Origin of the sequence: Pseudomonas sp. KCJK8993 (assembly GCF_046230915.1) — a bacterium.
In the GTDB taxonomy this organism is placed as follows: Bacteria; Pseudomonadota; Gammaproteobacteria; order Pseudomonadales; family Pseudomonadaceae; genus Aquipseudomonas; species Aquipseudomonas piscis.
This window is the reverse complement of the sequence record NZ_JBJJLO010000029.1, coordinates 1-21,185: the sequence shown is the minus strand read 5'-3', so window position 1 is coordinate 21,185 and position 21,185 is coordinate 1. Positions and strand designations below refer to the sequence as shown.

18 protein-coding genes are annotated in these 21,185 nt (G+C 64.0%); 5 read left to right on the top strand and 13 right to left on the bottom strand.

Features of this window, described 5'->3' with window-relative positions:
* Window positions 1-180 precede the first annotated feature (180 nt).
* Window positions 181-843: a response regulator transcription factor gene (locus ACK6AU_RS12080; RefSeq protein ID WP_185700015.1), complete on the top strand. Its 663-nt coding sequence runs from the start codon at window positions 181-183 to the stop codon at window positions 841-843.
* Here ACK6AU_RS12080 and ACK6AU_RS12075 read toward each other — a convergent pair.
* The 6 genes from ACK6AU_RS12075 to xerD all read right to left on the bottom strand — a co-directional run bounded on the left by ACK6AU_RS12075 (window position 840) and on the right by xerD (window position 10,609).
* Window positions 840-2,102 carry an EAL domain-containing protein gene (locus tag ACK6AU_RS12075; RefSeq protein WP_409299465.1) on the bottom strand — a complete coding sequence of 421 codons (1,263 nt, stop codon included), beginning with the start codon at window positions 2,100-2,102 and terminating at the stop codon, window positions 840-842. The two genes, ACK6AU_RS12080 and ACK6AU_RS12075, sit on opposite strands and share 4 nt — an antisense overlap.
* A gap of 91 nt (window positions 2,103-2,193) precedes the next feature.
* Window positions 2,194-5,715, bottom strand: coding sequence for an ATP-binding protein (locus tag ACK6AU_RS12070; protein WP_409299476.1), 3,522 nt, complete (start codon window positions 5,713-5,715; stop codon window positions 2,194-2,196).
* Between the two features lie 162 nt (window positions 5,716-5,877).
* Entirely contained in the window at window positions 5,878-7,287 is a 1,410-nt protein-coding gene (gene thrC / locus ACK6AU_RS12065; protein ID WP_185700012.1) for a threonine synthase, read from the bottom strand.
* A gap of 104 nt (window positions 7,288-7,391) precedes the next feature.
* The gene (locus ACK6AU_RS12060) at window positions 7,392-8,696 is read right to left on the bottom strand and encodes a homoserine dehydrogenase (RefSeq protein WP_185700011.1); all 1,305 of its coding nucleotides are present in this window, start codon (window positions 8,694-8,696) and stop codon (window positions 7,392-7,394) included.
* Between the two features lie 137 nt (window positions 8,697-8,833).
* The gene (locus ACK6AU_RS12055; protein WP_185700010.1) at window positions 8,834-9,565 is read right to left on the bottom strand and encodes a thioredoxin fold domain-containing protein; all 732 of its coding nucleotides are present in this window, start codon (window positions 9,563-9,565) and stop codon (window positions 8,834-8,836) included.
* 147 nt (window positions 9,566-9,712) lie between these two features.
* Window positions 9,713-10,609, bottom strand: a complete 897-nt coding sequence (gene xerD / locus ACK6AU_RS12050; RefSeq protein WP_185700009.1) for a site-specific tyrosine recombinase XerD — start codon at window positions 10,607-10,609, stop codon at window positions 9,713-9,715.
* 106 nt (window positions 10,610-10,715) lie between these two features.
* On the opposite strand from xerD, the gene ACK6AU_RS12045 reads away from it, so the two are divergent.
* Window positions 10,716-12,518: a sodium:proton antiporter gene (locus ACK6AU_RS12045; RefSeq protein WP_185700008.1), complete on the top strand. Its 1,803-nt coding sequence runs from the start codon at window positions 10,716-10,718 to the stop codon at window positions 12,516-12,518.
* Between the two features lie 3 nt (window positions 12,519-12,521).
* Here ACK6AU_RS12045 and ACK6AU_RS12040 read toward each other — a convergent pair whose 3' ends face one another.
* From ACK6AU_RS12040 to ffh, 6 genes are all read right to left on the bottom strand, one after another.
* On the bottom strand, window positions 12,522-12,935 hold the full coding sequence (locus ACK6AU_RS12040; protein WP_022642499.1) for an acyl-CoA thioesterase: 414 nt from the start codon (window positions 12,933-12,935) through the stop codon (window positions 12,522-12,524).
* A gap of 91 nt (window positions 12,936-13,026) precedes the next feature.
* Window positions 13,027-13,377 carry a 50S ribosomal protein L19 gene (rplS, locus tag ACK6AU_RS12035; protein ID WP_053134351.1) on the bottom strand — a complete coding sequence of 117 codons (351 nt, stop codon included), beginning with the start codon at window positions 13,375-13,377 and terminating at the stop codon, window positions 13,027-13,029.
* 45 nt (window positions 13,378-13,422) lie between these two features.
* The gene (gene trmD, locus ACK6AU_RS12030) at window positions 13,423-14,175 is read right to left on the bottom strand and encodes a tRNA (guanosine(37)-N1)-methyltransferase TrmD (protein WP_185700007.1); all 753 of its coding nucleotides are present in this window, start codon (window positions 14,173-14,175) and stop codon (window positions 13,423-13,425) included.
* Window positions 14,176-14,177: 2 nt separating this feature from the next.
* On the bottom strand, window positions 14,178-14,714 hold the full coding sequence (gene rimM / locus ACK6AU_RS12025; RefSeq protein WP_409299464.1) for a ribosome maturation factor RimM: 537 nt from the start codon (window positions 14,712-14,714) through the stop codon (window positions 14,178-14,180).
* Between the two features lie 5 nt (window positions 14,715-14,719).
* A complete protein-coding gene (gene rpsP / locus ACK6AU_RS12020) occupies window positions 14,720-14,971 on the bottom strand; it encodes a 30S ribosomal protein S16 (RefSeq protein ID WP_003198088.1) in 252 nt (83 codons plus the stop codon).
* Between the two features lie 250 nt (window positions 14,972-15,221).
* The gene (gene ffh, locus ACK6AU_RS12015) at window positions 15,222-16,598 is read right to left on the bottom strand and encodes a signal recognition particle protein (protein WP_185700005.1); all 1,377 of its coding nucleotides are present in this window, start codon (window positions 16,596-16,598) and stop codon (window positions 15,222-15,224) included.
* A gap of 208 nt (window positions 16,599-16,806) precedes the next feature.
* On the opposite strand from ffh, the gene ACK6AU_RS12010 reads away from it, so the two are divergent.
* The 3 genes from ACK6AU_RS12010 (at window position 16,807) to ACK6AU_RS12000 (ending at window position 20,462) form a co-directional block, all read left to right on the top strand.
* Window positions 16,807-17,619, top strand: coding sequence for an inner membrane protein YpjD (locus tag ACK6AU_RS12010; RefSeq protein ID WP_409299463.1), 813 nt, complete (start codon window positions 16,807-16,809; stop codon window positions 17,617-17,619).
* A 9-nt stretch (window positions 17,620-17,628) separates the two neighbouring features.
* A complete protein-coding gene (locus tag ACK6AU_RS12005) occupies window positions 17,629-18,858 on the top strand; it encodes an HlyC/CorC family transporter (RefSeq protein WP_185700003.1) in 1,230 nt (409 codons plus the stop codon).
* Window positions 18,859-19,145: 287 nt separating this feature from the next.
* Entirely contained in the window at window positions 19,146-20,462 is a 1,317-nt protein-coding gene (locus ACK6AU_RS12000) for an MFS transporter (RefSeq protein WP_409299462.1), read from the top strand.
* Between the two features lie 94 nt (window positions 20,463-20,556).
* On the opposite strand, the gene ACK6AU_RS11995 is transcribed toward ACK6AU_RS12000, so the two are convergent.
* Window positions 20,557-21,185, bottom strand: a 629-nt coding sequence (locus tag ACK6AU_RS11995; RefSeq protein WP_409299461.1) for an ATP-grasp domain-containing protein, incomplete at its 5' end; no start/stop codon positions are given.

Genomic DNA, 21,185 nt, shown 5'->3' with positions numbered 1-21,185 from the left:
AAGGTTCGAAAACAAAAATGCCGGTAGCTTTCTGACATTCAAGTGACCGTTGCTCAGAGAGGAAAGTTCGCCAAACCTACCGCTACCGATCTGAGTCAATCGAGCATGCACGGGTAATATGACAAGCAAAAAACGGCCAACCAGGCGCCCGCCATACCTTCCCAGCAATGGAGCCCCGCCTTGATAGCTACGCCGAACAACAGATTGCGCATCATCCTCGCCGACGATCATCCGATCTTCCTGATTGGCCTGCGCGCCGTGCTGGAGCAGGACCACAGCCTGGTGGTGGTCGGCGAGGCCAGCTCGCCTTCGGCGCTGTTCCAACTGGTGCAAGACACCCCCTGCGACGTGCTGGTGACCGATTTCATGATGCCCGAAGAGCAGCAAAACGACGGCCTGCGCCTGCTCGAACAGCTACGCCGGCATCATCCCGGGCTGCCTATCGTGGTGGTGACCATGCTCAACCACGCCGGACTGTTCCGCTCGATCCTCGACCTTGGGGTCATGGGCCTGCTGAGCAAGGCCAGCCTGGCCGAGGAGCTGCCCAGTGCCATCGAGCACGCACGCCAGCACAAGCCCTACGTGGCCCAGGCGATCCAGCGGGCATTGAGCCTGGCCGGCGAGGTGGGCCCCGATCGCCTGGCGTCCAAGGACCAGCTCTCGCCCCGGGAGCTGGAGGTGATCCGCCTGCTCGCCGCCGGCCATGCTGTGGGTGAGATCGCCGCCCAGCTCAACCGCAGCAAACAGACCGTCAGCGCACAGAAAGTCAGCGCCATGCGCAAGCTGGGCCTGGCCAGCGAGGCGGCGTTGTATATCTACGTCCAGGAACACGGCCTGGCCTAGGCACACATCCCGGCGGACCGCACCGCCGATTCCGCGGACTCGCGCTCCAGGGTGCGTGCCAGCCACTGGCGCATGTCGGCGGCGCTCATCGGCGGCGCCAGGAAGCACCCTTGCAGATGGACAGCGCCCATGGTCTGGGCCACCTGGTATTCAGCTTCGGTCTCGATCCCCGCCACCACCACGCCCAGGGCGATACGCCGGGCCATGCCCACCGCACCAGCGACCAGCGCCTGCTTGCGCTCGTCCATGGCCATGCCGGCGACGAATGCCGGAGGAATCTTCAACTCGGTGAAGGGCAATTCCAGCAGGCGTTGCAGACTGGTGCCGCCAACGCCGAAATCCCCGATGGACAACTTGCAGCCGATCATCCGCAGACGCAGCAAGGCTTCCACATGAGCGGTGTCGGTTTGCAAGCACGTGGTATCGACGATCTCCAGGGTCAACAGCCGCGCGGGGATCTCGAAGCGCCGCAGCAGGGCCTCCAATTGGCGCGGGAACAACGGCCGGTCGAGGATGCCCACCGGAACGTTCACCGCCACCGGCAGCGCATGCCCCATCACCAGCCGCACCCCCGCCGCCAGCTCCAGTGCCTGCTCCAGCATGTGCCAGGTGAACACCTCCTGCAGGCCAGCGAATTCGATCAACGGCAAGAACTCGGCCGGCATCAACAGCCCGCGCTCCGGATGCTCCCAGCGCGCCAGCGCCTCGACGCCGTGCAACCCGCCACACCGCTGGATGACCGGCTGGAAGTGCGCCACCCCGTGCCCCAGGATCGCCGCCACGCCTTCCTCCGGGGAGACATCCTCGGGGGCGAACAGGTCCAGGGCCAGCAAGTCCCGGAGCAAGGCCTGGTTGACCGCTGGCGTCTGCCGGGACAGCTGCTGGTAGGTAGTGAGCAGCTCGCCGATCACCGCCACCGACGCGGGCTTGGGCAGGCAGGCGAGGATTTTCAGCCCCAGCTCCCGGGCCATGCCCGCGGCGCCTTCCAGTACATCCGGTTCGGCGTCGCTGAGGATGATCAGGGCCTCGGCCTGCCGTTCCCGGGCCAGTTCGCGGATCAACTCCAGGCCATCGGCCTGTTCCAGGTAGAGGTCGCAGATTGCGATATCCACCGGCCCCTTGCTGGCCAGCGAACGCCGTGCGGACTCCAGGTCCTCGGTAGCCAGCACGTTGTATACGCCATTGGCGTTGAGCATCTGGTGCAGGGCCATCAGCTGGAACGAGTTGTCTTCGAGAATCAGCACTTTAAGCGAATGCATGGGGCAACCTCCGGTACGACACAAGCGGGAACAGTCCACTAAGGGGTCGACACGGTAACCAGACAAACCTTAATCACACATAGGACAAGTCCTAAACGTCCAGGGCCGCCTGGATATCGCCACGCAAGTTGTCGATGGCCTCCCGCAACGCCGGCCATCGGTCCTCGACCCCTTCCCCGGCCTTGATCCGCGCCTCCATCTCGATGCAGGCCTTGGCCAGTGGCAAGGCATCGATCAGGCAACAGACACCCTTGAGCCGGTGCAAGGTGGCGCCCAGGCGCCCAGGATGCTGGTCGTGCATGGCCGCCTCCAGGGCCTGGCGCTCCTGGGCCAGGTTACGCTGCAACTCCTGCAGCATGCGTTGCAGTACCTGTTCGTCGGCCTGGGTCATCGTTCGCAAGGTCTGGATATCGAAGGACGGCGGCGGCAGGAACCGCGCCAGCGTCTGTGCCAGCTGATCCAGGGTCACCGGCTTGACCAGCAGCAGGTCCATGCCCGCCCGCTCGCAACGTTCACGCTCATCCTCGAAGGCATTGGCCGTGCAACCGATCACTGGACAAGCGCCGCCCCCCTGCTGCGCCTCGAACCGCCGGATCGCCTCGGCCAGGGCATAACCGCTCATGCCCGGCATCTGGCAGTCGGTCATCACCAGGTCGAACCCACCGCCCTGCCAGAGCTCCAGCGCTTGCTGGGCGCTGTCGCAGGCCACCACCCGATGCCCGAGGAACATCAACTGCTGGCTGAGGACCATGCGGTTGGCGCTCAAGTCATCCACCACCAGCACTTCGATGCTGCGGCTGGGCGGACGCTCGGCCACCGCGGTCGAAGCTGTGGCGTCCTCCTCCAGCCGTTCCAGCGCCAGTTCGATGGTCACCACCGTCCCGGCCCCCGGGGCGCTGTGCAGCTCGATGCGTCCCCCCATCAGCTCGACCAACTGGCGACAGATACTCAGCCCCAGGCCAGTGCCGCCATGGGCCAGGGAAGTCGTGGCGTCGCCCTGGACGAAGGGCGTGAACAGCTTCTGCTGCTGCTCGGGACTGATCCCCGGCCCGGTATCCACAACGCTGATACGCAGGCTGGCAAGAGCACAGTCCAGCTCCTGGCGCTCGACCTGGATGCGCACCTGGCCTTCGCTGGTGAATTTCAGGGCGTTGCTCAACAGGTTGTGCATGACCTGGCGCAGGCGCAGTGGGTCGAACAGGTAACGGCCCCCGGCCTGTTCGTCGAACACCAGTTGCAGCTGCACACCGCGGCTGCGCGCAGTGGCGTCGAACAACTGGCGAATGCTCTCGAAGAACGGCTTGAGGGCCGTGGCCTCTGGCGCCAGCTGCATGTAGCCGGCCTCGATCTTGGCCAGGTCGAGGCTGTCGCCCATCAGGCTGATCAGCTCCTGGGCGCACTGGTACGCCACCCGCAGGGCTTCGGAAAACGGTGCGCCGCGCACCCTGGCCTGTTCCTTCTCCAGCTCCAGCAGGCCGATGATCGCGGTCATCGGCGTGCGGATCTCATGGCTCATGGTGGAGAGGAAGGCACTCTTGGCCGCATTGGCCTGGTCGGCGGCCTGCCGCGCCTGGACCAGCTGGTTCTCCAGGCGCTTGCGCTCGGTGATGTCGATCCAGCCGCCCAAAAGCCCCTGCAACTGCCCTTCGGCGCTGTAGAACGGCACCGTCCATTGATAGGCATGGATCGGTCCATGGCGGGTTTCCACTTGCCGATCGGCGAACACCGATTCCTCGCAGGCCAGCAGTTGCATGATCTCCTCATGCAACTGGCGGGCGGTGGTTGGCGGCAGCAGATCCAGGTCGATCAAGCGACGCCCCTGGATCCACTCCAGACGAGTGCCCAGTTGCTGTTCGTAGCTCTTGTTGCACGTGATCAGGCGCCCTTGCAGGTCGCGGACGAAAACCGGGTTGGGCATGCCATCGAGCAACGCGCGCTTGAAGGCCAGTTGGTCGTTCAAGCGTTGTTCGGCCTCCAGCCGCTGCTGGATCTGGCGCTTGAGCCGGCTGCTCCAGGCCAGTGACAACAAACCGAACAGCAACGTCGTGCAGATGGCCCAGTAGACCCAGTCCGGCACCCGCTGCCAGACGGGCATGGGCACCGGGGTCGAGCCCAGCCACTTCAGGCGCGTGGCACTGAGCTCGGCCACTGGCAGGGCCTCCAGGGCCTTGTTCAGGATGCTCAGCAATTCAGGCTGGTCCTTGCGTACGGCGAACTCGTCGGCGGACCAGGTCCCCTCGACGCTGCGTCCTACCCGCAAACCTTCATAGGCCAGGTCCAGCGCTTGTACCTGGATCTCGTTCTGGATGGTGGCCAGGGCTTCGCCACTCTTGACCAGGGCCCGGGCCTCCTCGTAGTTGGCCACGCTACGCAGGCGGATATCGGGGTAGTTGCGCCGGATGTAGCTTTCCAGGGTATGCCGGGCCGGCAGCGCCAGCACCTCCCCCGCCATCTGCTTGAGGCTGCCCAGGCGACGATCCTCGGGACGGACGACGAACACCCAGGCGGCACCACCGAAGGCATGGGAGAAGTTCAGGAACAGCCGCCGGTCCTCGCTGTCGGTCAGGGTGGTGTTCATCTGCGCCTGCCCGCTTTCCAGCAACTCCAGGGTCTGGGCGGTGGACGCGCTCTGCTTGTGGACGAAATGCAGCCCGGTCATGCGCGCAATCCGGTTGAGCAAATCGATGTTCAGGCCGACCCAACGGCCTTCCTTGTCCTTGAATACATGGGGCGGGTACTGCTGGGATGCCACCAGGACATGGGGATGCTGCAGAATCCAGGCTTGCTCTTCGGCGCTCAGCTCGATGCGCTCGCCGGAAATGGCCCCCAGGCCCGTGGTCCAGCGCGCCTGGATTTCCCGGCGCAGCGATTCGTCGATGCTCTGCAGCGCCTGTTCCAGCAACTGCGCCAGGCGTTGGTTGTCATCCCGGGTGGCGAAGGCGAAGCCGGTGGGGGGCAAGCGGCTTTGTTCATGGATCTGCACTGCCAGGTAGGGCCGCAGGGCCTTATAGGCGCGAACGATGATCTCGTTGCCGATAAAGACATCGGTATCGCCCTGGTTCAGGGCTTCCAGGCCACTGTAGAGGTTGGGCGAGAGCATGATCTGGCTGTTCGGATAGGCCGCATGGACCTGCGCGGCATTGGCATAGCCATCGAGCAGCACCAGGCGCTTGCCGGCCAAGTCGTCATCGGGTTCCAGCTCGTCACGGCGCACGACCACCACGGCCTTGTCCGGCATGTAGTCACTGGTGAAACGCAGCCCCGGCACGCCACGCTCATACCCGTTGGCGCTGGTGAGGATATCGATGGTGCCGTTGCGCAGGGCCTCGACCGCCTGCTCACGCTCGGAAAACCCCAGCACCTGCATGCTCACCCCCAGCCGCTCGCCCACCAGCCCCAGGTAATCGGCGCTGATGCCCTGGTAGCGGTTGCGGTCGCGGGTGATGTCGATGGGCTGGTAGTCGTCGATGGCGATGCCTACCCGCAGGGTCGGGTGCGCGGCCAGCCATTGGCGCTCGGCTGGCTTCAGGTCCAGCGGCTCGAGGTCGACGAAGGCCGGTACCAGCTTGAAGGGCAGGCTCTGCGCCGCACGGGCCGGCAAGGCATGGAGCATGGCCCAGGCCAGCAGGCCGGCGAGCAGCCAGGACAGCGCGGGGCCACCGCGAGCAGTTCGATGGGACATCAACCGGACCTCCCTGCCCCTGGCGGGCTACAGGTTCGCGAAAAAACAAAGCCCGTCAGGAGACGGGCTTCGTGATCGGCAAGGCCAGGATACTCAGAGCGGCTTGCCACGATTGCCGTGCTGGCTGACAAAAGCCTGCACTGCCTTGAGGTCGTTGGCCAGCACCGTGCAGCGTTCTTCGCGCTGGAACAGGTCGGCCAGGTGCGCCGGCAGCTCCAGGGCCTTGCCAACGCCGGCCTTCTGCACCGCATCGGGGAACTTGACCGGGTGTGCGGTGCCGAGGGTGACCATTGGTGTATCGAGGCTGCGCCGGCATTCGCGGGCAGCGCGCACGCCGATCGCCGTGTGCGGATCCAGCACCTCGCCAGTCTGGGCGAAGACTTCGGCGATGGTCTGGCAGGTTTGCTCGTCAGTGACCGCCAGGGAGTCGAACAGCTTGCGCGCTTCGGTCCAGCGGTCCTGCTCGACGCTGAAGCCACCACCTTGCTTGAAGCTGTCCATCAGGCCGGCCAGGGCCGCGCCGTTGCGACCGTGCAGGTCGAACAGCAGGCGCTCGAAGTTCGACGAGACCATGATGTCCATGGACGGCGACAGGGTCGCGTGCAGGGTTTCCTTGACGTACTGGTTGCCGCTCATGAAGCGGTGCAGGATGTCGTTGCGGTTGGTGGCGACGATCAGCTGGCTGATCGGCAGGCCCATGTTGCGCGCCAGGTAGCCGGCGAAGATGTCGCCGAAGTTGCCGGTGGGCACCGAGAACGCCACGGAGCGAGCCGGGCCGCCCAGCTGCAGGGCCGCATGGAAGTAGTAGACGATCTGGGCCATGATCCGCGCCCAGTTGATGGAGTTGACCGCCACCAGGCGCGTGCCCTTGAGGAAGCCCTGGTCGGCGAAGCTGGCCTTGACCATCTCCTGGCAGTCGTCGAAGTTGCCTTCGATGGCGATGTTGTGGATGTTCTCGCCCAGGATGGTGGTCATCTGCCGGCGCTGCACTTCCGAAACCCGGTTATGCGGGTGCAGGATGAAGATGTCGACGTTGTCGCAACGCTTGCATCCTTCGATGGCCGCCGAACCGGTATCGCCGGAAGTGGCGCCGATGATCACCACGCGCTCGCCGCGCTTCTCCAGGACATGGTCCAGCAGGCGACCCAGCAGTTGCAGGGCGAAATCCTTGAACGCCAGGGTCGGGCCGTGGAACAGCTCCATCACCCATTCGTTGCCGTTGAGCTGGCGCAGCGGCGCCACGGCGCCATGGGCGAAGACCCCGTAGGTTTCCTCGAGGATTTTCTTGAAATCGGCGTCGGCGATGCTGCCGCTGACGAATGGGCGCATGACCCGGAACGCCAGCTCGTGATACGGCAGGCCAGCCCAGGAGGCGATTTCCTCCTGGGTGAAACGCGGCAGGTTCTCCGGCACGTAGAGACCGCCGTCGCTGGCCAGACCGGCCAGCAGTACATCTTCGAAATTCAGGGCCGGTGCCTGGCCGCGGGTGCTGATGTAGCGCATAAGAGCAAACCTTCGGTTTGAGCTGCAAATTGCAAGCTACAAGCGACAAGTCAAAGCAGATCCGCTTCTGACTTGTCGCTGGCTACTTGCCGCTTGCCACTGCATTAATTGAGATGTTCGACGCGGACACGCACCACCGGGCCGACGACGCCCTGCAGGGCCTCCAGCGCGGTGATCGCATCGTTGATGTGCTGCTCCAGGACCCGGTGGGTCAGCAGGATCATCGGCACCAGGCCGTCCTGTTCCTCGACTTCCTTCTGCATGATCGACTCGATGTTGATCCCGCGCTCGGAAAGGATGCTCGCCACCTGGGCCAGTACGCCCGGATGGTCCTTGGCCTGGATGCGCAGGTAATAGGCGCTCTCGCAGGCTTCGATCGGCAGGATCGGATGGTCGGACAGCGAATCCGGCTGGAAGGCCAGGTGCGGCACGCGGTTCTCCGGATCGCTGGTCATGGCGCGGACCACGTCCACCAGGTCGGCCACCACCGAGGAAGCGGTAGGCTCCATGCCGGCGCCGGCGCCATAGAACAGGGTCGAGCCGGCGGCATCGCCGTTGACCATGACTGCGTTCATCACGCCGTTGACGTTGGCGATCAGGCGATCGGCCGGGATCAGCGTCGGGTGGACCCGCAGCTCGATGCCGGCCTCGGTGCGCCGGGCCACGCCCAGGTGCTTGATGCGATAGCCCAGGGCCTCGGCGTAGTTCACGTCGGCGGTGGTCAGCTTGGTGATGCCCTCGGTGTAGGCCTTGTCGAACTGCAGCGGGATGCCGAAGGCGATGGACGCCAGGATGGTCAGCTTGTGCGCGGCGTCGATGCCTTCCACGTCGAAGGTCGGGTCGGCCTCGGCGTAACCCAGGGCCTGGGCCTCGGCCAGCACGTCTTCGAAGGTCCGGCCCTTCTCGCGCATCTCCGAAAGGATGAAGTTGCCAGTGCCGTTGATGATCCCGGCCAGCCAGTTGATGCGGTTGGCCGACAGGCCTTCGCGGATCGCCTTGATCACCGGGATGCCACCCGCCACCGCCGCTTCGAAGGCGACGATCACGCCCTTCTCCCGGGCCCTGGCGAAGATCTCGTTGCCGTGGACGGCGATCAGCGCCTTGTTGGCGGTGACCACATGCTTGCCATTCTCGATGGCCTTGAGCACCAGCTCGCGGGCCACGGTGTAGCCGCCCACCAGCTCGATGACGATATCGATCTCGGGGTTGGTGGCCACGGCGAACACATCGTTGGTAATCGCAATACCGGTCGTTTGGAACTGAGGCTTGGGCGTACGGGTAGCAATCTGCGCTACTTCGATTCCACGCCCGGCACGACGGGCAATCTCCTCGGCGTTACGCTGAAGTACGTTGAAGGTACCGCCACCGACGGTACCCAGCCCACAGATGCCTACTTTGACCGGATTCACTCTGAACTCCCCATAAAACGGCCGACTCGAAGGCCGGCCGTGGAAATCAGCCGCAAACAGCGCGGCTCTCTATTAGATGACCCGGTGGCAGCAACCGCCGGGGCATGATCGTCAAAGGCTAGCGTGACGATGCAGGATTATTTCGCACCCAGCGCCAGTTTGGCGATCTGCGGTGCAGGCTGATAGCCCGGAATGACCTGGCCGTCGGCCAGGACGATGGCTGGAGTGCCGTTGACGCCGATCGACTGGCCCAGGGCGAACTGCTTGGAAACCGGGTTGGCGCACTTGGCCGCCTTGATTTCCTTGCCGTCGACCATCTGGTCCATGGCCGCCTTCTTGTCCGCCGAGCACCAGACCGCCTGCAGCTGCTCATCGCCCGGCGAGCCCAGGCCCTGGCGTGGGAAGGCCACGTAGCGCACTTCGACGCCAGCCTTGTTCAGCGCCGGGATCTCGGCGTGCAGCTTGTGGCAGTACGGGCAGGTGGTATCGGTGAACACGGTGATGTGGGTCTTGGTCTCGCCGATCGCCGGATAGACCACAGTTTCCGCGACTGGAATACCGTTGATCAACTTGGAAATCCCCAGGCGCTCGGTTTTTTCCGTGAGGTTGACCGGCTTGCCGTCCTTGAGCTGGAACAGGTAGCCCTGGACCACGAACTGGCCGTCGGCGCTGGCGTAAAGCACGCGGCTGCCCTTGAGCTTGACTTCGTACAGGCCGGCCAGCGGACTGGCGCTGATGCTCTCTACCGGAACCTCGAGCTGCAAGGTCTCGAGGCTTTTGCGAATAGCTTTCTCGGCACTGTCATCGGCCATGACGAAAGTGCTGAGCAACGCCAGGGAAGCGGCGGCAATAATCTGGGTCAAGCGCATGGGAACTCCTGAAGGCGGGCAAATAGGCAAATGGGAGCGGTCGCGGTGGCGACGGCTCGCAACAGCCGTTTTGCGAACCGGCAAAGCCTAACACATCTGTTTGCCTGCACCGACTACGGGCGACGCAAAGCGCCACCGCCAGGTCGCTCAGCCTCGCGGATGATGCCTGGCGTGCAGATCCTGCAGGCGGGCGCGGGCCACATGGGTATAGATCTGGGTGGTGGACAGGTCGCTGTGGCCCAGCAGCATCTGCACCACCCGCAGGTCGGCACCATGATTGAGCAGGTGGGTGGCGAAGGCGTGGCGCAGGGTGTGGGGCGACAGGGCCTTGCCGATGCCGGCGACCCTGGCCTGGTGCTTGATACGGTGCCAGAAGGTCTGCCGGGTCATCTGCTCGCCCCGCAGGCTGGGAAACAGCACATCGCTGGGGCGCCCGCCAAGCAGCTCGGCCCGGGCATCGCGCAGGTAGCGCTCGACCCAGGCGATGGCCTCCTCGCCCATGGGCACCAGGCGTTCCTTGCTGCCCTTGCCCATCACCCGCAGCACGCCCTGGCGCAGGTTGACCTGTTCCAGGGTCAGGCTCACCAGCTCGGTGACCCGCAAGCCGCAAGCGTAGAGGACTTCCAGCATGGCGCGGTCGCGCTGGCCGATGGCTTCGCCCAGGTCCGGCGCCGCCAACAGCGCCTCGACATCCGCTTCCGACAGCGACTTGGGCAGCGGGCGGCCCAGTTGCGGCATGTCGACTTGCAGGGTCGGGTCCACCTCGATCAGCTTCTCGCGCAGCAAGTAGCGATAGAACCCCCGCAGCCCGGAAAGAAAGCGTGCAGTGGAACGCGGCTTGTAGGCCTGCTCCACACGCCAGGCCAGGTGATCGAGGATCAGTTCGCGCCCGGCCCGCGGCAACTCCACCCCCTGCTCCTGCAACCAGCCGTTGAACAGCGCCAGGTCGCTGCGATAAGCGCCCCGGGTGTTGTCGGAGAGGCCTTTTTCCAGCCACAAGGCGTCGAGGAAACGGTCGATGAGGGGGTGGTCGATGGCAGGCATAAAGACTCGAACGGCATGGCTGGCGAGGCGGCGGAAAAAAATAGTGAACTGCGCGCAGGGTCGCTAGTCTTTCATAGCCAGCCATTTCAAGGAACAGGGCAATCCCATGACTGAACAACAGATCCTGCTGGCCTTCGGTGGCATCGGCGCGGCAGCCCTGGGCTGCCAGTGGCTGGCCTGGCGCCTGAAGCTGCCGGCCATCCTGTTCTTGCTGCTCAGCGGCATTCTCGCCGGACCGGTGCTGGGGTGGCTCGATCCCCAGGAGCTGTTCGGCCCGCTGCTGATGCCGCTGGTGTCCCTGGCGGTGGCGTTGATCCTGTTCGAAGGCAGCCTGACCCTGCACCTTTCGGAGTGGCGCGAAATCGGCAGCGTGGTGCATCGCCTGGTAACCCTCGGCGCCCTGTCCACCTGGGCGGTGATTACCCTGGCCACCCACTGGCTGCTGGGCTTCGACTGGATGCTGGCGCTGCTGTTCGGCACCCTGACCCTGGTTACCGGGCCGACGGTGATCGTGCCGATGCTGCGGGTCGTGCGGCCCAAGGCCTCGATCGCCAACATCCTGCGCTGGGAAGGCATCGTCATCGACCCCATCGGCGCGCTGCTGGCGGTGGTGGTCTATAGCTTCATCATCGCCAGTGCCGAGGGCGCAGGCCTGAGCCACAGCTTGATGACCTTCGGCGGCGTGATCCTGTGCGGCAGCCTGTTCGGTATCGCCGGCGGCTGGATCCTGGGCAGCATCATGCGCCGCCAATGGCTGCCGGAGTACCTGCACAACCTGGCGACCCTGGCCGGAGTGCTGGGCATCTTCATCGCCTCCAACCAGGTGATGCACGAGTCCGGGCTGCTGGCGGTGACCTTGATGGGCATGTGGCTGGCCAACATGAAGGACGTGGATGTGCGCCATATCCTGCACTTCAAGGAAAACCTCAGCGTGCTGCTGATTTCCGGGCTGTTCATCCTGCTCGCCGCGCGCCTGGACCTCAAGGCATTGATCGCCCTGGGCCCGCTGGTGCTGATCCTGCTGCTGGTGATCCAGTTGGTGGCCCGGCCGCTGAACGTGCTGCTGTCCACCACCGGCTCGAGCCTGAACTGGCGCGAACGCGCCCTGCTGGCCTGGATCGCTCCCCGGGGGATTGTCGCGGCGGCGGTCTCGGCGATCTTCGCCATCCGCCTGGACCAGGCTGGCCATGAAGGCGCCCTGCTGCTGGTGCCCCTGACCTTCGCCGTGATCATCGGCACCGTGGTCCTGCAAAGCGCCACCGCCCGGCCCTTGGCCCGCCTGCTGAAAGTGGCCGAACCGGCGCCCAGCGGCTTCCTGATCGTCGGCGCCAACGGTCCGGCGCGGATCATTGGCAAAGCCTTGCAGCAGCTGGGCAGCCGCGTGCTGCTGACCGATTCCAGCTGGGAGAACATCCGCGCGGCACGCATGGAAGGCCTGCCCACCTACTTCGGCAACCCGGCCTCGCAACATGCCGACGCGCACCTGGACCTGGTGGGCCTGGGGCACCTGCTGGCGCTGTCGCCCTCAGGCGAGCTGAACACCCTGGCCGCCATGCGTTTTCGCCATGACTTCGGCCACCAGCGCCTGTACGCCCTGGCCAACAGCCAGGAAAGCCGGCGGACCGACAAGCACCGCGCCAGCCATGAGCACCGCGGGCAGTTGCTGGGCAGCGAGGCCCTGACCTACACCAAGCTCGCCAGCCTGCTGGGCCAGGGCGCGGAGCTCTACAGCACCCACCTGACGGAGGCCTTCGCCTGGGACGACTACCAGGCGCTGCATGGCGACCGCGCGACCTTGCTGTTCGCCCGCGACACCGGCGGCTGGGTCCATGTCCTGACCCCGGACAGCAGCCTCAAGCCGGCGCCAGGCTGGACCTTGCTGGCGCTGGTGCAGCCACAGACGCCTTGAGCGTCAGGCCGCGAACCCGGGCAATACCGGAACCGGGCGCTTGTCGTCATCGATGGCGACGAAGCTGAACAGGCCATGGATGGCCTTTTCGCGACCGTCGCAACTCATGCTCTCGACGAAGACCTCCACTTCGACCTTGAGGCTGGTATTGCCCACCTTCACCACCCGCCCGACCAGTTCGACGATCGACCCGGCAGCGATCGGGTGATTGAAGTCGATACGGTCGGTGGACACCGTCACCAGCGGCAGCCGGCAAAAACGCGTGGCCGCGATGAACGAGACTTCATCCATCCAGGCCAGGGCGGTGCCGCCGAACAGGGTGTTGTGATGGTTGGTGGTGGAAGGGAATACAGCCTTGGTCACGCGGGTTACCGAAAGCTCGGTACGGCGCTGGATTTCTTGCTCGCGAGGGGACATGGATCTACTGCCTGGAACACTGATAAGGAATAAATGACGGGCAACAAAAAAGCAGCCCGTAGGCTGCTTTTTTCTGCATCGGAAGCTGGACTCAGGCCAGTTTTTCCTTGATGCGAGCTGCTTTACCCGACAGGTCGCGCAGGTAGTACAGCTTGGCTTTACGCACGTCGCCGCGACGCTTGACAGCCATGCTGTCGATCTGCGGGCTGTAGGTCTGGAAAGTACGCTCTACGCCAACGCCGTTGGAGATTTTACGTACGGTGAACGCGCTGTTCACACCGCGGTTGCGCTTGGCGATAACTACGCCTTCGAACGCCTGCAGACGGGAACGATCGCCTTCCTTCACTTTCACCTGAACGACTACGGTGTCGCCCGGGGCAAAGGCTGGGATCTCTTTGCTCATCTGCTCTGCTTCGAGTGCAAGGATGATTTTGTTGGTCATGCTGTGCTCCTAAGGTAAATCGTCGGATCTACCATCGATACGTTGTTAACTATCGTCCCGCTCGCGGAGATATTCCTCGAGCAGCTTCTTCTCTTCTCCAGAAAGTGAGCGACTTTCCAGAAGATCGACGCGTCGTTCGTAGGTCCTACCAAGGGACTGCTGCAAACGCCAACGTCGGATATGTGCATGATTGCCACTTAGCAACACGTCGGGAACACGCTGATCCGCATACACCTCAGGTCGGGTGTAGTGCGGGCAATCCAGCAGACCATCCGTGAAGGAGTCTTCCTCCGCGGAGTCCACATGCCCCAAAGCTCCGGGCAGCAGCCGTGTAACCGCATCGATCAGGACCATCGCCGGCAGCTCGCCACCGGACAGTACATAGTCGCCAATCGACCACTCTTCATCTACATGAGCGTCGATGAAACGCTCGTCGATGCCTTCATAACGACCAGCAATCAGGATCAATGCATCCTCATTGGCCAACTCGCGTACCGCCGACTGCTTCAGTTGACGGCCCTGGGGCGACAGGTAGATCACCTTCGCACCCTCCCCGGCTGCATTCCTGGCCTGAACCAGCGCATCTTCCAGGGGCTTGATCTTCATCACCATGCCCGGACCACCGCCAAACGGGCGATCGTCCACAGTGTGATGTCGATCCGTGGTGTAGTCTCGCGGATTCCAACAAGTGAGTTGCAACAACCCCTGTTTCACCGCGCGGCTGGTTATGCCGTACTCGCTGATGGCGGAAAACATCTCGGGAAACAGAGTGATCACTTCTACGCGCAAGTTAGCCACGCTTAGAAATCCGCGTCCCAATCCACCTTCATCTCGCCCGCGACCAGGTCGATGGCCAACACGCATTGCTCGGTATAGGGCAACAAGCGTTCGCGATCATCCAGGCTGCCAGCGCAAGGCTTGACCACCATTACATCGTTCGAGCCAGTCTCCAGCAGGTGATCGATCTGCCCGAGCAGTTGCCCGAGGGTGTCGATGACCTTGAGACCTTGCAGCTGGTACCAGTAGTACTCGCCGTCGGTCAGTTCAGGGAACAGGTTGCGCTGCACGCAGATCTCGTAACCGGCCAGAAGACGAGCTTCCTCACGATCATCAAGACCCTTGAGCTTGGCGACCAGGAACTTGTCGTTCCCGCGTCCACTGACCAGCTCTACCTGTTTCACGCTGCCTTCGCGCTTGAGCGTCCAGGCTTTGTACTTCAACAGGTTTTTAATCGGATCCGTAAAGGAAAAGACCTTCACTTCGCCGCGAACGCCATGAACAGAATAAATTTTGCCGACGACGATCAAATCATCAGCAGGGGCTGGCGTCGCGTTCATAGGGTTCAGGCTGCGGCCTTGGCCGATTCCTTCAGCAGCTGAGCAACGCGCTCAGATGGCTGTGCACCCACGCTCAACCAGTAGGCTACGCGCTCTTGGTTCACGGACAGGCGAACTTCTTGACCACGGGCAACCGGGTTGAAGAAGCCAACTTGTTCTTTGTGCGAACCGTCACGTGGGTTACGGCTATCGGTTACGGTCAGGTGGTAAAACGGGCGCTTTTTGGAGCCGCCAAGGGCAAGACGGATTGTTAGCATGTGAACATCGTTCCTGTAGTCGGTGCTGCAAATCTAAATGCACAGCGGGCATGGGTGCCCGAAAGGCCGCATATTCTAAGGAATATCCGGACTTTTGCAAATGACTTTTTCCGGCGCCCGTCGGCTGCCATCCAGATTCGCCATGGAGCCGCCTTAAGCGGCAGCGGGGAGGACAGGCCCCGATCGGAGACCCGTCCCGACTTCCACGTCCCCGTGGAAAAAGCGCCGGCATGGTTGCCGGCGCGGATTCTCAGATCTTCGGCATGCCGCCGCCGGGCAGCATGCCGCCCATGCCGCGCATCATCTTGGCCATCCCACCCTTGGCGGAGAACTTCTTCATCATTTTCTGCATCTGCTTGTGCTGCTTGATCAAGCGACCGATGTCCTGCACCTGGGTGCCGGAACCCATGGCGATCCGGCGCTTGCGCGAGCCGCTGATCATCTCGGGATCGCGACGCTCGGCCGGGGTCATGGAGTTGATGATGGCTTCCATCTGCTTGAACTGCTTTTCCGCAGCGTTCTGGGCGTTGCCCATCTGGGACAGGTTGACCCCACCGATGTTCGGCAACTTGTCCATCAGGCCGCCCAGGCCGCCCATGTTCTTCATCTGTTGCAGCTGGTCGCGGAAGTCCTCGAGGTCGAAGCCCTTGCCCTTCTTCAGCTTCTTGGCCAGCTTGTCGGCCTTTTCCTTGTCGAGGGTCTGCTCGGCCTGCTCGATCAGGCTGAGCACGTCGCCCATGCCCAGGATCCGCGAAGCGATACGCTCGGGATGGAAAGGGTCCAGGGCCTCGGTCTTCTCGCCCATGCCGATGAACTTGATCGGCTTGCCGGTAATGGCCCGCACCGACAGCGCGGCACCGCCACGGGCATCACCGTCGACCTTGGTCAGGATCACGCCGGTCAGCGGCAGCGCATCGCCGAAGGCCTTGGCGGTATTGGCCGCGTCCTGGCCGGTCATGGCGTCGACCACGAACAGGGTCTCCACCGGCTTGATCGCGGCGTGCAGCGCCTGGATCTCGTCCATCATCTCGCTGTCGACGTGCAGGCGACCAGCGGTGTCGACGATCACCACGTCGATGAACTTGAGTTTGGCTTCCTTTATAGCCGCTTCGGCGATGGCCACCGGCTTCTGGCTCAGGTCCGACGGGAAGAAGGTCACGCCGATATCGTTGGCCAGGGTTTCCAACTGCTTGATCGCCGCAGGACGGTAGACGTCCGCCGACACCACCATCACGCTCTTTTTCTTGCGTTCCTTAAGGAAGCGCGCCAGCTTGCCGGCAGTGGTGGTCTTGCCCGCGCCCTGCAGGCCGGCCATCAGCACCACCGCCGGTGGCACCGCGCTGAGGTTCAGGTCTTCGTTGGCCGCGCCCATCAGGCTTTCCAGCTCGGCCTGGACGATCTTCACGAAGGCCTGGCCCGGAGTCAGGCTGCGCGACACCTCGGTGCCGACCGCACGTTCCTTCACCGAGTTGACGAAATCCTTGACCACCGGCAGGGCGACGTCGGCCTCGAGCAACGCCATGCGCACTTCGCGCAGGGTGTCTTTGATGTTGTCCTCGGTCAGCTTGGCCTTGCCGGTGACATGGCGCAGCGTCTGCGAGAGACGTTCGGTTAGGTTTTCAAACATGCTCGATCCTTTCAGGCCCAGGGTAGACCGGGGTAATGGCGGCCCAGAGCATGACAAACAAGTGCTCGATGAGCCCGCGGCGTGGGCAGGCGGCGGATTATAGCGAAGACTGTGCGTGGCGCACACCTCGCCGTCTGCTTGCCTGGTCTTTCAGGGCTGTGGGTTCTATGCCAAACTCAGCGACTTTCGGGCTTGCCTAACAGGACTTATGCTCCCCTTGTCACCCAGTTTGCTCCCCACCCTCGCCGCCGCCATTCTTTACGCCGCTGCGACCCTCTACCAAGGTTCCCGCCTGGCCAAAGGCGCCAAGGCGAACAAGCGCCTGCTGGTTACGCTCGGCATCCTGGCCCTGCTGGCCCACGGCGCCAGCCTGATGACCCACCTGCTGACCCCGGTCGGCCTGGGCCTGGACTTCTTCAGTGCCGCCAGCCTGATCGCCGCGGCGGTCATCGGCCTGACCCTGCTGGCCTGCTGGCGCATCCCCGTGGAAAACCTGCTGGTCCTGTTGTTTCCCCTGGGCGCCCTGACCACGCTGCTGGCCCAGTTCGCCCCGACCGGCACCGTACCGGTGATCGACGAAGAACCGGGGATCCTGGCCCACATCCTGCTGTCGATCCTGGCCTACGGCATGTTCACCATCGCGGTGTTCCAGGCCTTGTTGCTACTGGTCCAGGACCATCAACTGAAGAACAAGCACCCTTCCGGGCTGATCAGGAACTTCCCGCCCCTGCAGACCATGGAAAGCCTGCTGTTCGGCTTTCTCTGGGCCGGCTGGACCCTGCTTTCGCTGTCGCTGATCTCCGGCTGGCTGTTCGTCGAGAACCTGTTCGCCCAGCATTTGGCGCACAAGACCCTGCTGGCCTGCCTGGCCTGGGTGGTGTTCAGCGTGCTGTTGTGGGGCCGCAATCGCCTGGGCTGGCGTGGGCACAAGGCGATCCGCTGGACCCTGGCGGGGTTCTGCCTGCTGATGCTGGCGTATTTCGGCAGCAAGCTGGTCCGCGAATACATCCTGCACATCTGACCACCGGCCATGACCGACTCCCTGCCCACCGGCCCGATGCTCGCGGTAATCGCCCTGCTGATCGTCTGGTCGGGACTGTTCACCGCCATCGATGCCGCCCAATTGCACCTGCTGGCCCTGCGCAGCAGCTCGCGCTCAGGTGACAAAGCCGCAGCCCGACTAGCCTTTCCCAAGGAAAGCCTGATCCTCTGCAACACCCTGTGCCGGGTACTGGCAGTCATCATCAGCACCGTGCTGGCCCTGTTTTACTGGGCAGAGAACGGTCCGTGGCTGGCCTGCCTGGCCAGCACCTGCGGCCTGCTGGTATTGGCCGAATATCTGCCGCGAGCCGTGGCCACGCGCTACCCGCAGGGCACCTTGAGCTTCGGCAACGGCCTGCTGGCGGTCCCCATGAAGCTCGTCTACCCCCTGGCCTGGCTACTCGACGCCATCGGCCAACTGCTGCTGCGCCCCTTCGCCAGCAAGGCCAGCGCGGTCAAGCACAGCGATGACGACCCCGCCTTGCTGGACGACGAGCCAGTTCCTCAGGAACAGCACGCACTGCCTGGCATCCACGCCCTGGACAACATCACCGTCAACGACATCCTGGTGCCCCGCAGCGAAGTCGACGGCATCAACCTGGACGAGCCGATCGAGCAGATCATCGCCCAGCTACGCCTGAACCGACGTACCCGCCTGCCGGTGTTCCACAGCGATATCAACCAGGTCGAGGCGGTGCTCAATACCCGCCAGATCCGCCACTTGCTGCCCGACGCCAGCCTGACCAAGGAAGCGCTGCTAGCGGCCTGCCACGAACCCTATTTCGTTCCCGAAAGCACCCCACTGCAATTGCAGTTGCTCAATTTCCACAAGCAGCAACGACGCCTGGGCATGGTGGTGGACGAGTACGGCGAGGTGCAGGGCATCGTCACCCTGGAAGACATCCTGGAAGAAATCGTCGGCGAATTCGAAAGCGAGCACAGCCTCGACAACCCGCACATCCACCCCCAGGCCGACGGTCGCTACGTGGTGGAAGGCGCGGCCTCGATCCGCGAACTGAACAAGAGCCTGGGCTGGCACCTGCCCAGCGACGGCCCCAAGACCCTCAACGGCCTGGTCACCGAAGCCCTGGAAACCATCCCCGACAGCGCCGTGTGCTTGAAGATCGGCCGCTACCGCCTGGAAATCCTCGAGACCGAGGAAAACCGTGTCAGCCGGGTACTGATCTGGCACACCAGCAGCGTTCCCTCCATCCGCTGAACACTGCACCAAACGCCATCGAACCCGCCTTCAGGTCAGGCCTATCCAGCCGGAAACACCCGCGACAACTCCTTGTTGGATCGTTAGCAGCCTTTCTATAATCCCCTGGCTTACCCAAGCCCCCGCAGCCTCGCGTGCTACCCGCACTCCGCGAGATCCTGCCCGCAACCACCGCGTCCGTTCGACGTCGCTCCCATCCCGAGCCACGCCCGCACCAAGCCCACATCCCTGGGTGCTCGACCATAATAATTCGCTCCACTGGAGCAATGACTGTCAGGGATAACCGTATGACGACCAGCACGACCTACAGCACCGGCGCCACCGACCACCCCGGTAACTCCGCCAGCCGGGTGGCCACGGCCAGCTTCATCGGCACCGCCATTGAGTTCTACGATTTCTATGTCTACGCCACCGCCGCCGCCCTGGTGATCGGCCCGGTGTTCTTTCCCCAGAGCTCCGGCACGGCCCAGATGCTCTCGGCATTCCTGACCTTCGGCATCGCGTTCCTGGCCCGCCCCCTGGGCTCGGCGCTATTCGGCCACTTCGGCGACCGGATCGGGCGCAAGTCGACCCTGGTGGCCTCGCTGCTGCTGATGGGCATCTGCACCACCCTGATCGGCGTGCTGCCAGGCTACGACAGCATCGGCGCCTGGGCCCCGATCCTGCTGTGCCTGCTGCGCTTCGGCCAGGGCCTGGGCCTGGGTGGCGAATGGGGCGGCGCGGCACTGCTGGCCACCGAGAACGCTCCGCCAGGCAAGCGCGCCTGGTTCGGCATGTTCCCGCAACTGGGGCCCTCCATCGGTTTTCTCGCCGCCAACGGCCTGTTTCTCTGCCTGGCCATGGGCCTGGACGACCAGCAGTTCCGGGCCTGGGGCTGGCGCATTCCGTTCCTGCTCAGCGCGGCGCTGGTCATGGTCGGGCTGTATGTACGCCTGAAGCTGCATGAGACCCCGATCTTCGCCAACGCCGTGGCCCGCCACGAACGGGTGAAGCTGCCGCTGATCGAGCTCTTCAGCCAATACTGGCTGCCGGTGCTGCTGGGCGCCGCCGCCATGGTGGTGTGCTACGCGCTGTTCTACATCTCCACGGTATTTTCCCTGAGCTACGGCGTATCGACCCTGGGCTACAGCCGGGAGACCTTCCTTGGCCTGCTGTGCTTCGCCGTCTTGTTCATGGCTGCCGCCACGCCCCTGGCGGCCTGGGCCAGCGATCGCTTCGGGCGCAAGCCCGTGCTGGTCGTCGGCGGCATCCTGGCGATTCTCTCGGGCTTCACCATGGAACCGCTACTGACCCAGGGCTCCACCGCCGGGGTGGCACTGTTCCTGTGCATCGAGCTGTTCTTGATGGGGGTGACCTTCGCGCCCATGGGCGCCCTGCTGCCGGAACTGTTTCCCACCCACGTGCGCTACACCGGCGCTTCGGCGGCTTACAACCTGGGAGGAATCGTCGGCGCCTCGGCGGCCCCGTTCTTCGCCCAGAAACTGGTGGCGATGGGCGGCTTGAGCTGGGTCGGTGGATATGTCTCGGGGGCGGCGATCCTGAGCCTGATCGCGGTGTTGTGCCTGAAGGAAACGCGTAACAACGACCTGAATCGGGTCGCCTGACAGGACGTCATCGCGGGCAAGCCTCGCTCCTACACAGGTTGCACCGACCTGTAGGAGCGAGCGGGCGGCGATCCGACTTGCCCGCGATGTTCTTTTACAGTTCCACAACGACTGCCTGGGAGGCGCGGGTCGCCTTGGCGCGGGCGGCCTCGATGGACTCATCACGGGCCAGAGCCACGCCCATGCGCCGCTGGCCGTTGACTTCCGGCTTGCCGAACAGGCGCAGCGCGGTATCCGGCTCGCTCAAGGCCGCCCCCAGGTTGGCGAAGGCGGTCTGGGTGGACTTGCCCTCCACCAGGATCACCGCCGAGGCCGAAGGACCGAACTGGCGAACCAACGGGATCGGCAGGCCGAGGATCGCCCGCGCATGCAGGGCGAACTGCGACAGGTCCTGGGAGATCAGGGTCACCAGGCCAGTATCGTGGGGCCGTGGCGAGACTTCGCTGAACCACACCTGGTCGCCCTTGATGAACAGTTCCACACCGAACAAGCCACGCCCGCCCAGGGCCTCGGTCACCGCCTTGGCGACCCGCTCGGACTCGGCCAGGGCCTTCGGACTCATGGCCTGGGGCTGCCAGGATTCCTGGTAGTCGCCCTTCTCCTGGCGATGGCCCACGGGTGCGCAGAAGGTGGTGCCACCGGCATGGCGCACGGTCAGCAGGGTGATTTCGTAGTCGAAGTCGATGAAACCCTCGATGATCACCCGCCCCTTGCCCGCCCGGC

Bases quoted from the DNA above. Each gene is read 5' to 3' on its own strand.
- ACK6AU_RS12055 (WP_185700010.1), bottom strand. From the start codon at position 9,565: ATGCGCTTGACCCAGATTATTGCCGCCGCTTCCCTGGCGTTGCTCAGC.
- rplS (WP_053134351.1), bottom strand. From the start codon at position 13,377: ATGACCAACAAAATCATCCTTGCACTCGAAGCAGAGCAGATGAGCAAA.
- ffh (WP_185700005.1), bottom strand. From the start codon at position 16,598: ATGTTTGAAAACCTAACCGAACGTCTCTCGCAGACGCTGCGCCATGTC.
- rimM (WP_409299464.1), bottom strand. From the start codon at position 14,714: ATGAACGCGACGCCAGCCCCTGCTGATGATTTGATCGTCGTCGGCAAA.
- rpsP (WP_003198088.1), bottom strand. From the start codon at position 14,971: ATGCTAACAATCCGTCTTGCCCTTGGCGGCTCCAAAAAGCGCCCGTTT.
- ACK6AU_RS12010 (WP_409299463.1), top strand. From the start codon at position 16,807: ATGCTCCCCTTGTCACCCAGTTTGCTCCCCACCCTCGCCGCCGCCATT.
- ACK6AU_RS12045 (WP_185700008.1), top strand. From the start codon at position 10,716: ATGACTGAACAACAGATCCTGCTGGCCTTCGGTGGCATCGGCGCGGCA.
- ACK6AU_RS12040 (WP_022642499.1), bottom strand. From the start codon at position 12,935: ATGTCCCCTCGCGAGCAAGAAATCCAGCGCCGTACCGAGCTTTCGGTA.
- ACK6AU_RS12000 (WP_409299462.1), top strand. From the start codon at position 19,146: ATGACGACCAGCACGACCTACAGCACCGGCGCCACCGACCACCCCGGT.
- ACK6AU_RS12070 (WP_409299476.1), bottom strand. From the start codon at position 5,715: ATGCTCCATGCCTTGCCGGCCCGTGCGGCGCAGAGCCTGCCCTTCAAG.
- ACK6AU_RS12075 (WP_409299465.1), bottom strand. From the start codon at position 2,102: ATGCATTCGCTTAAAGTGCTGATTCTCGAAGACAACTCGTTCCAGCTG.
- ACK6AU_RS12005 (WP_185700003.1), top strand. From the start codon at position 17,629: ATGACCGACTCCCTGCCCACCGGCCCGATGCTCGCGGTAATCGCCCTG.
- thrC (WP_185700012.1), bottom strand. From the start codon at position 7,287: ATGCGCTACATCAGCACCCGCGGCCAGGCACCGGCCCTGAATTTCGAA.
- xerD (WP_185700009.1), bottom strand. From the start codon at position 10,609: ATGCCTGCCATCGACCACCCCCTCATCGACCGTTTCCTCGACGCCTTG.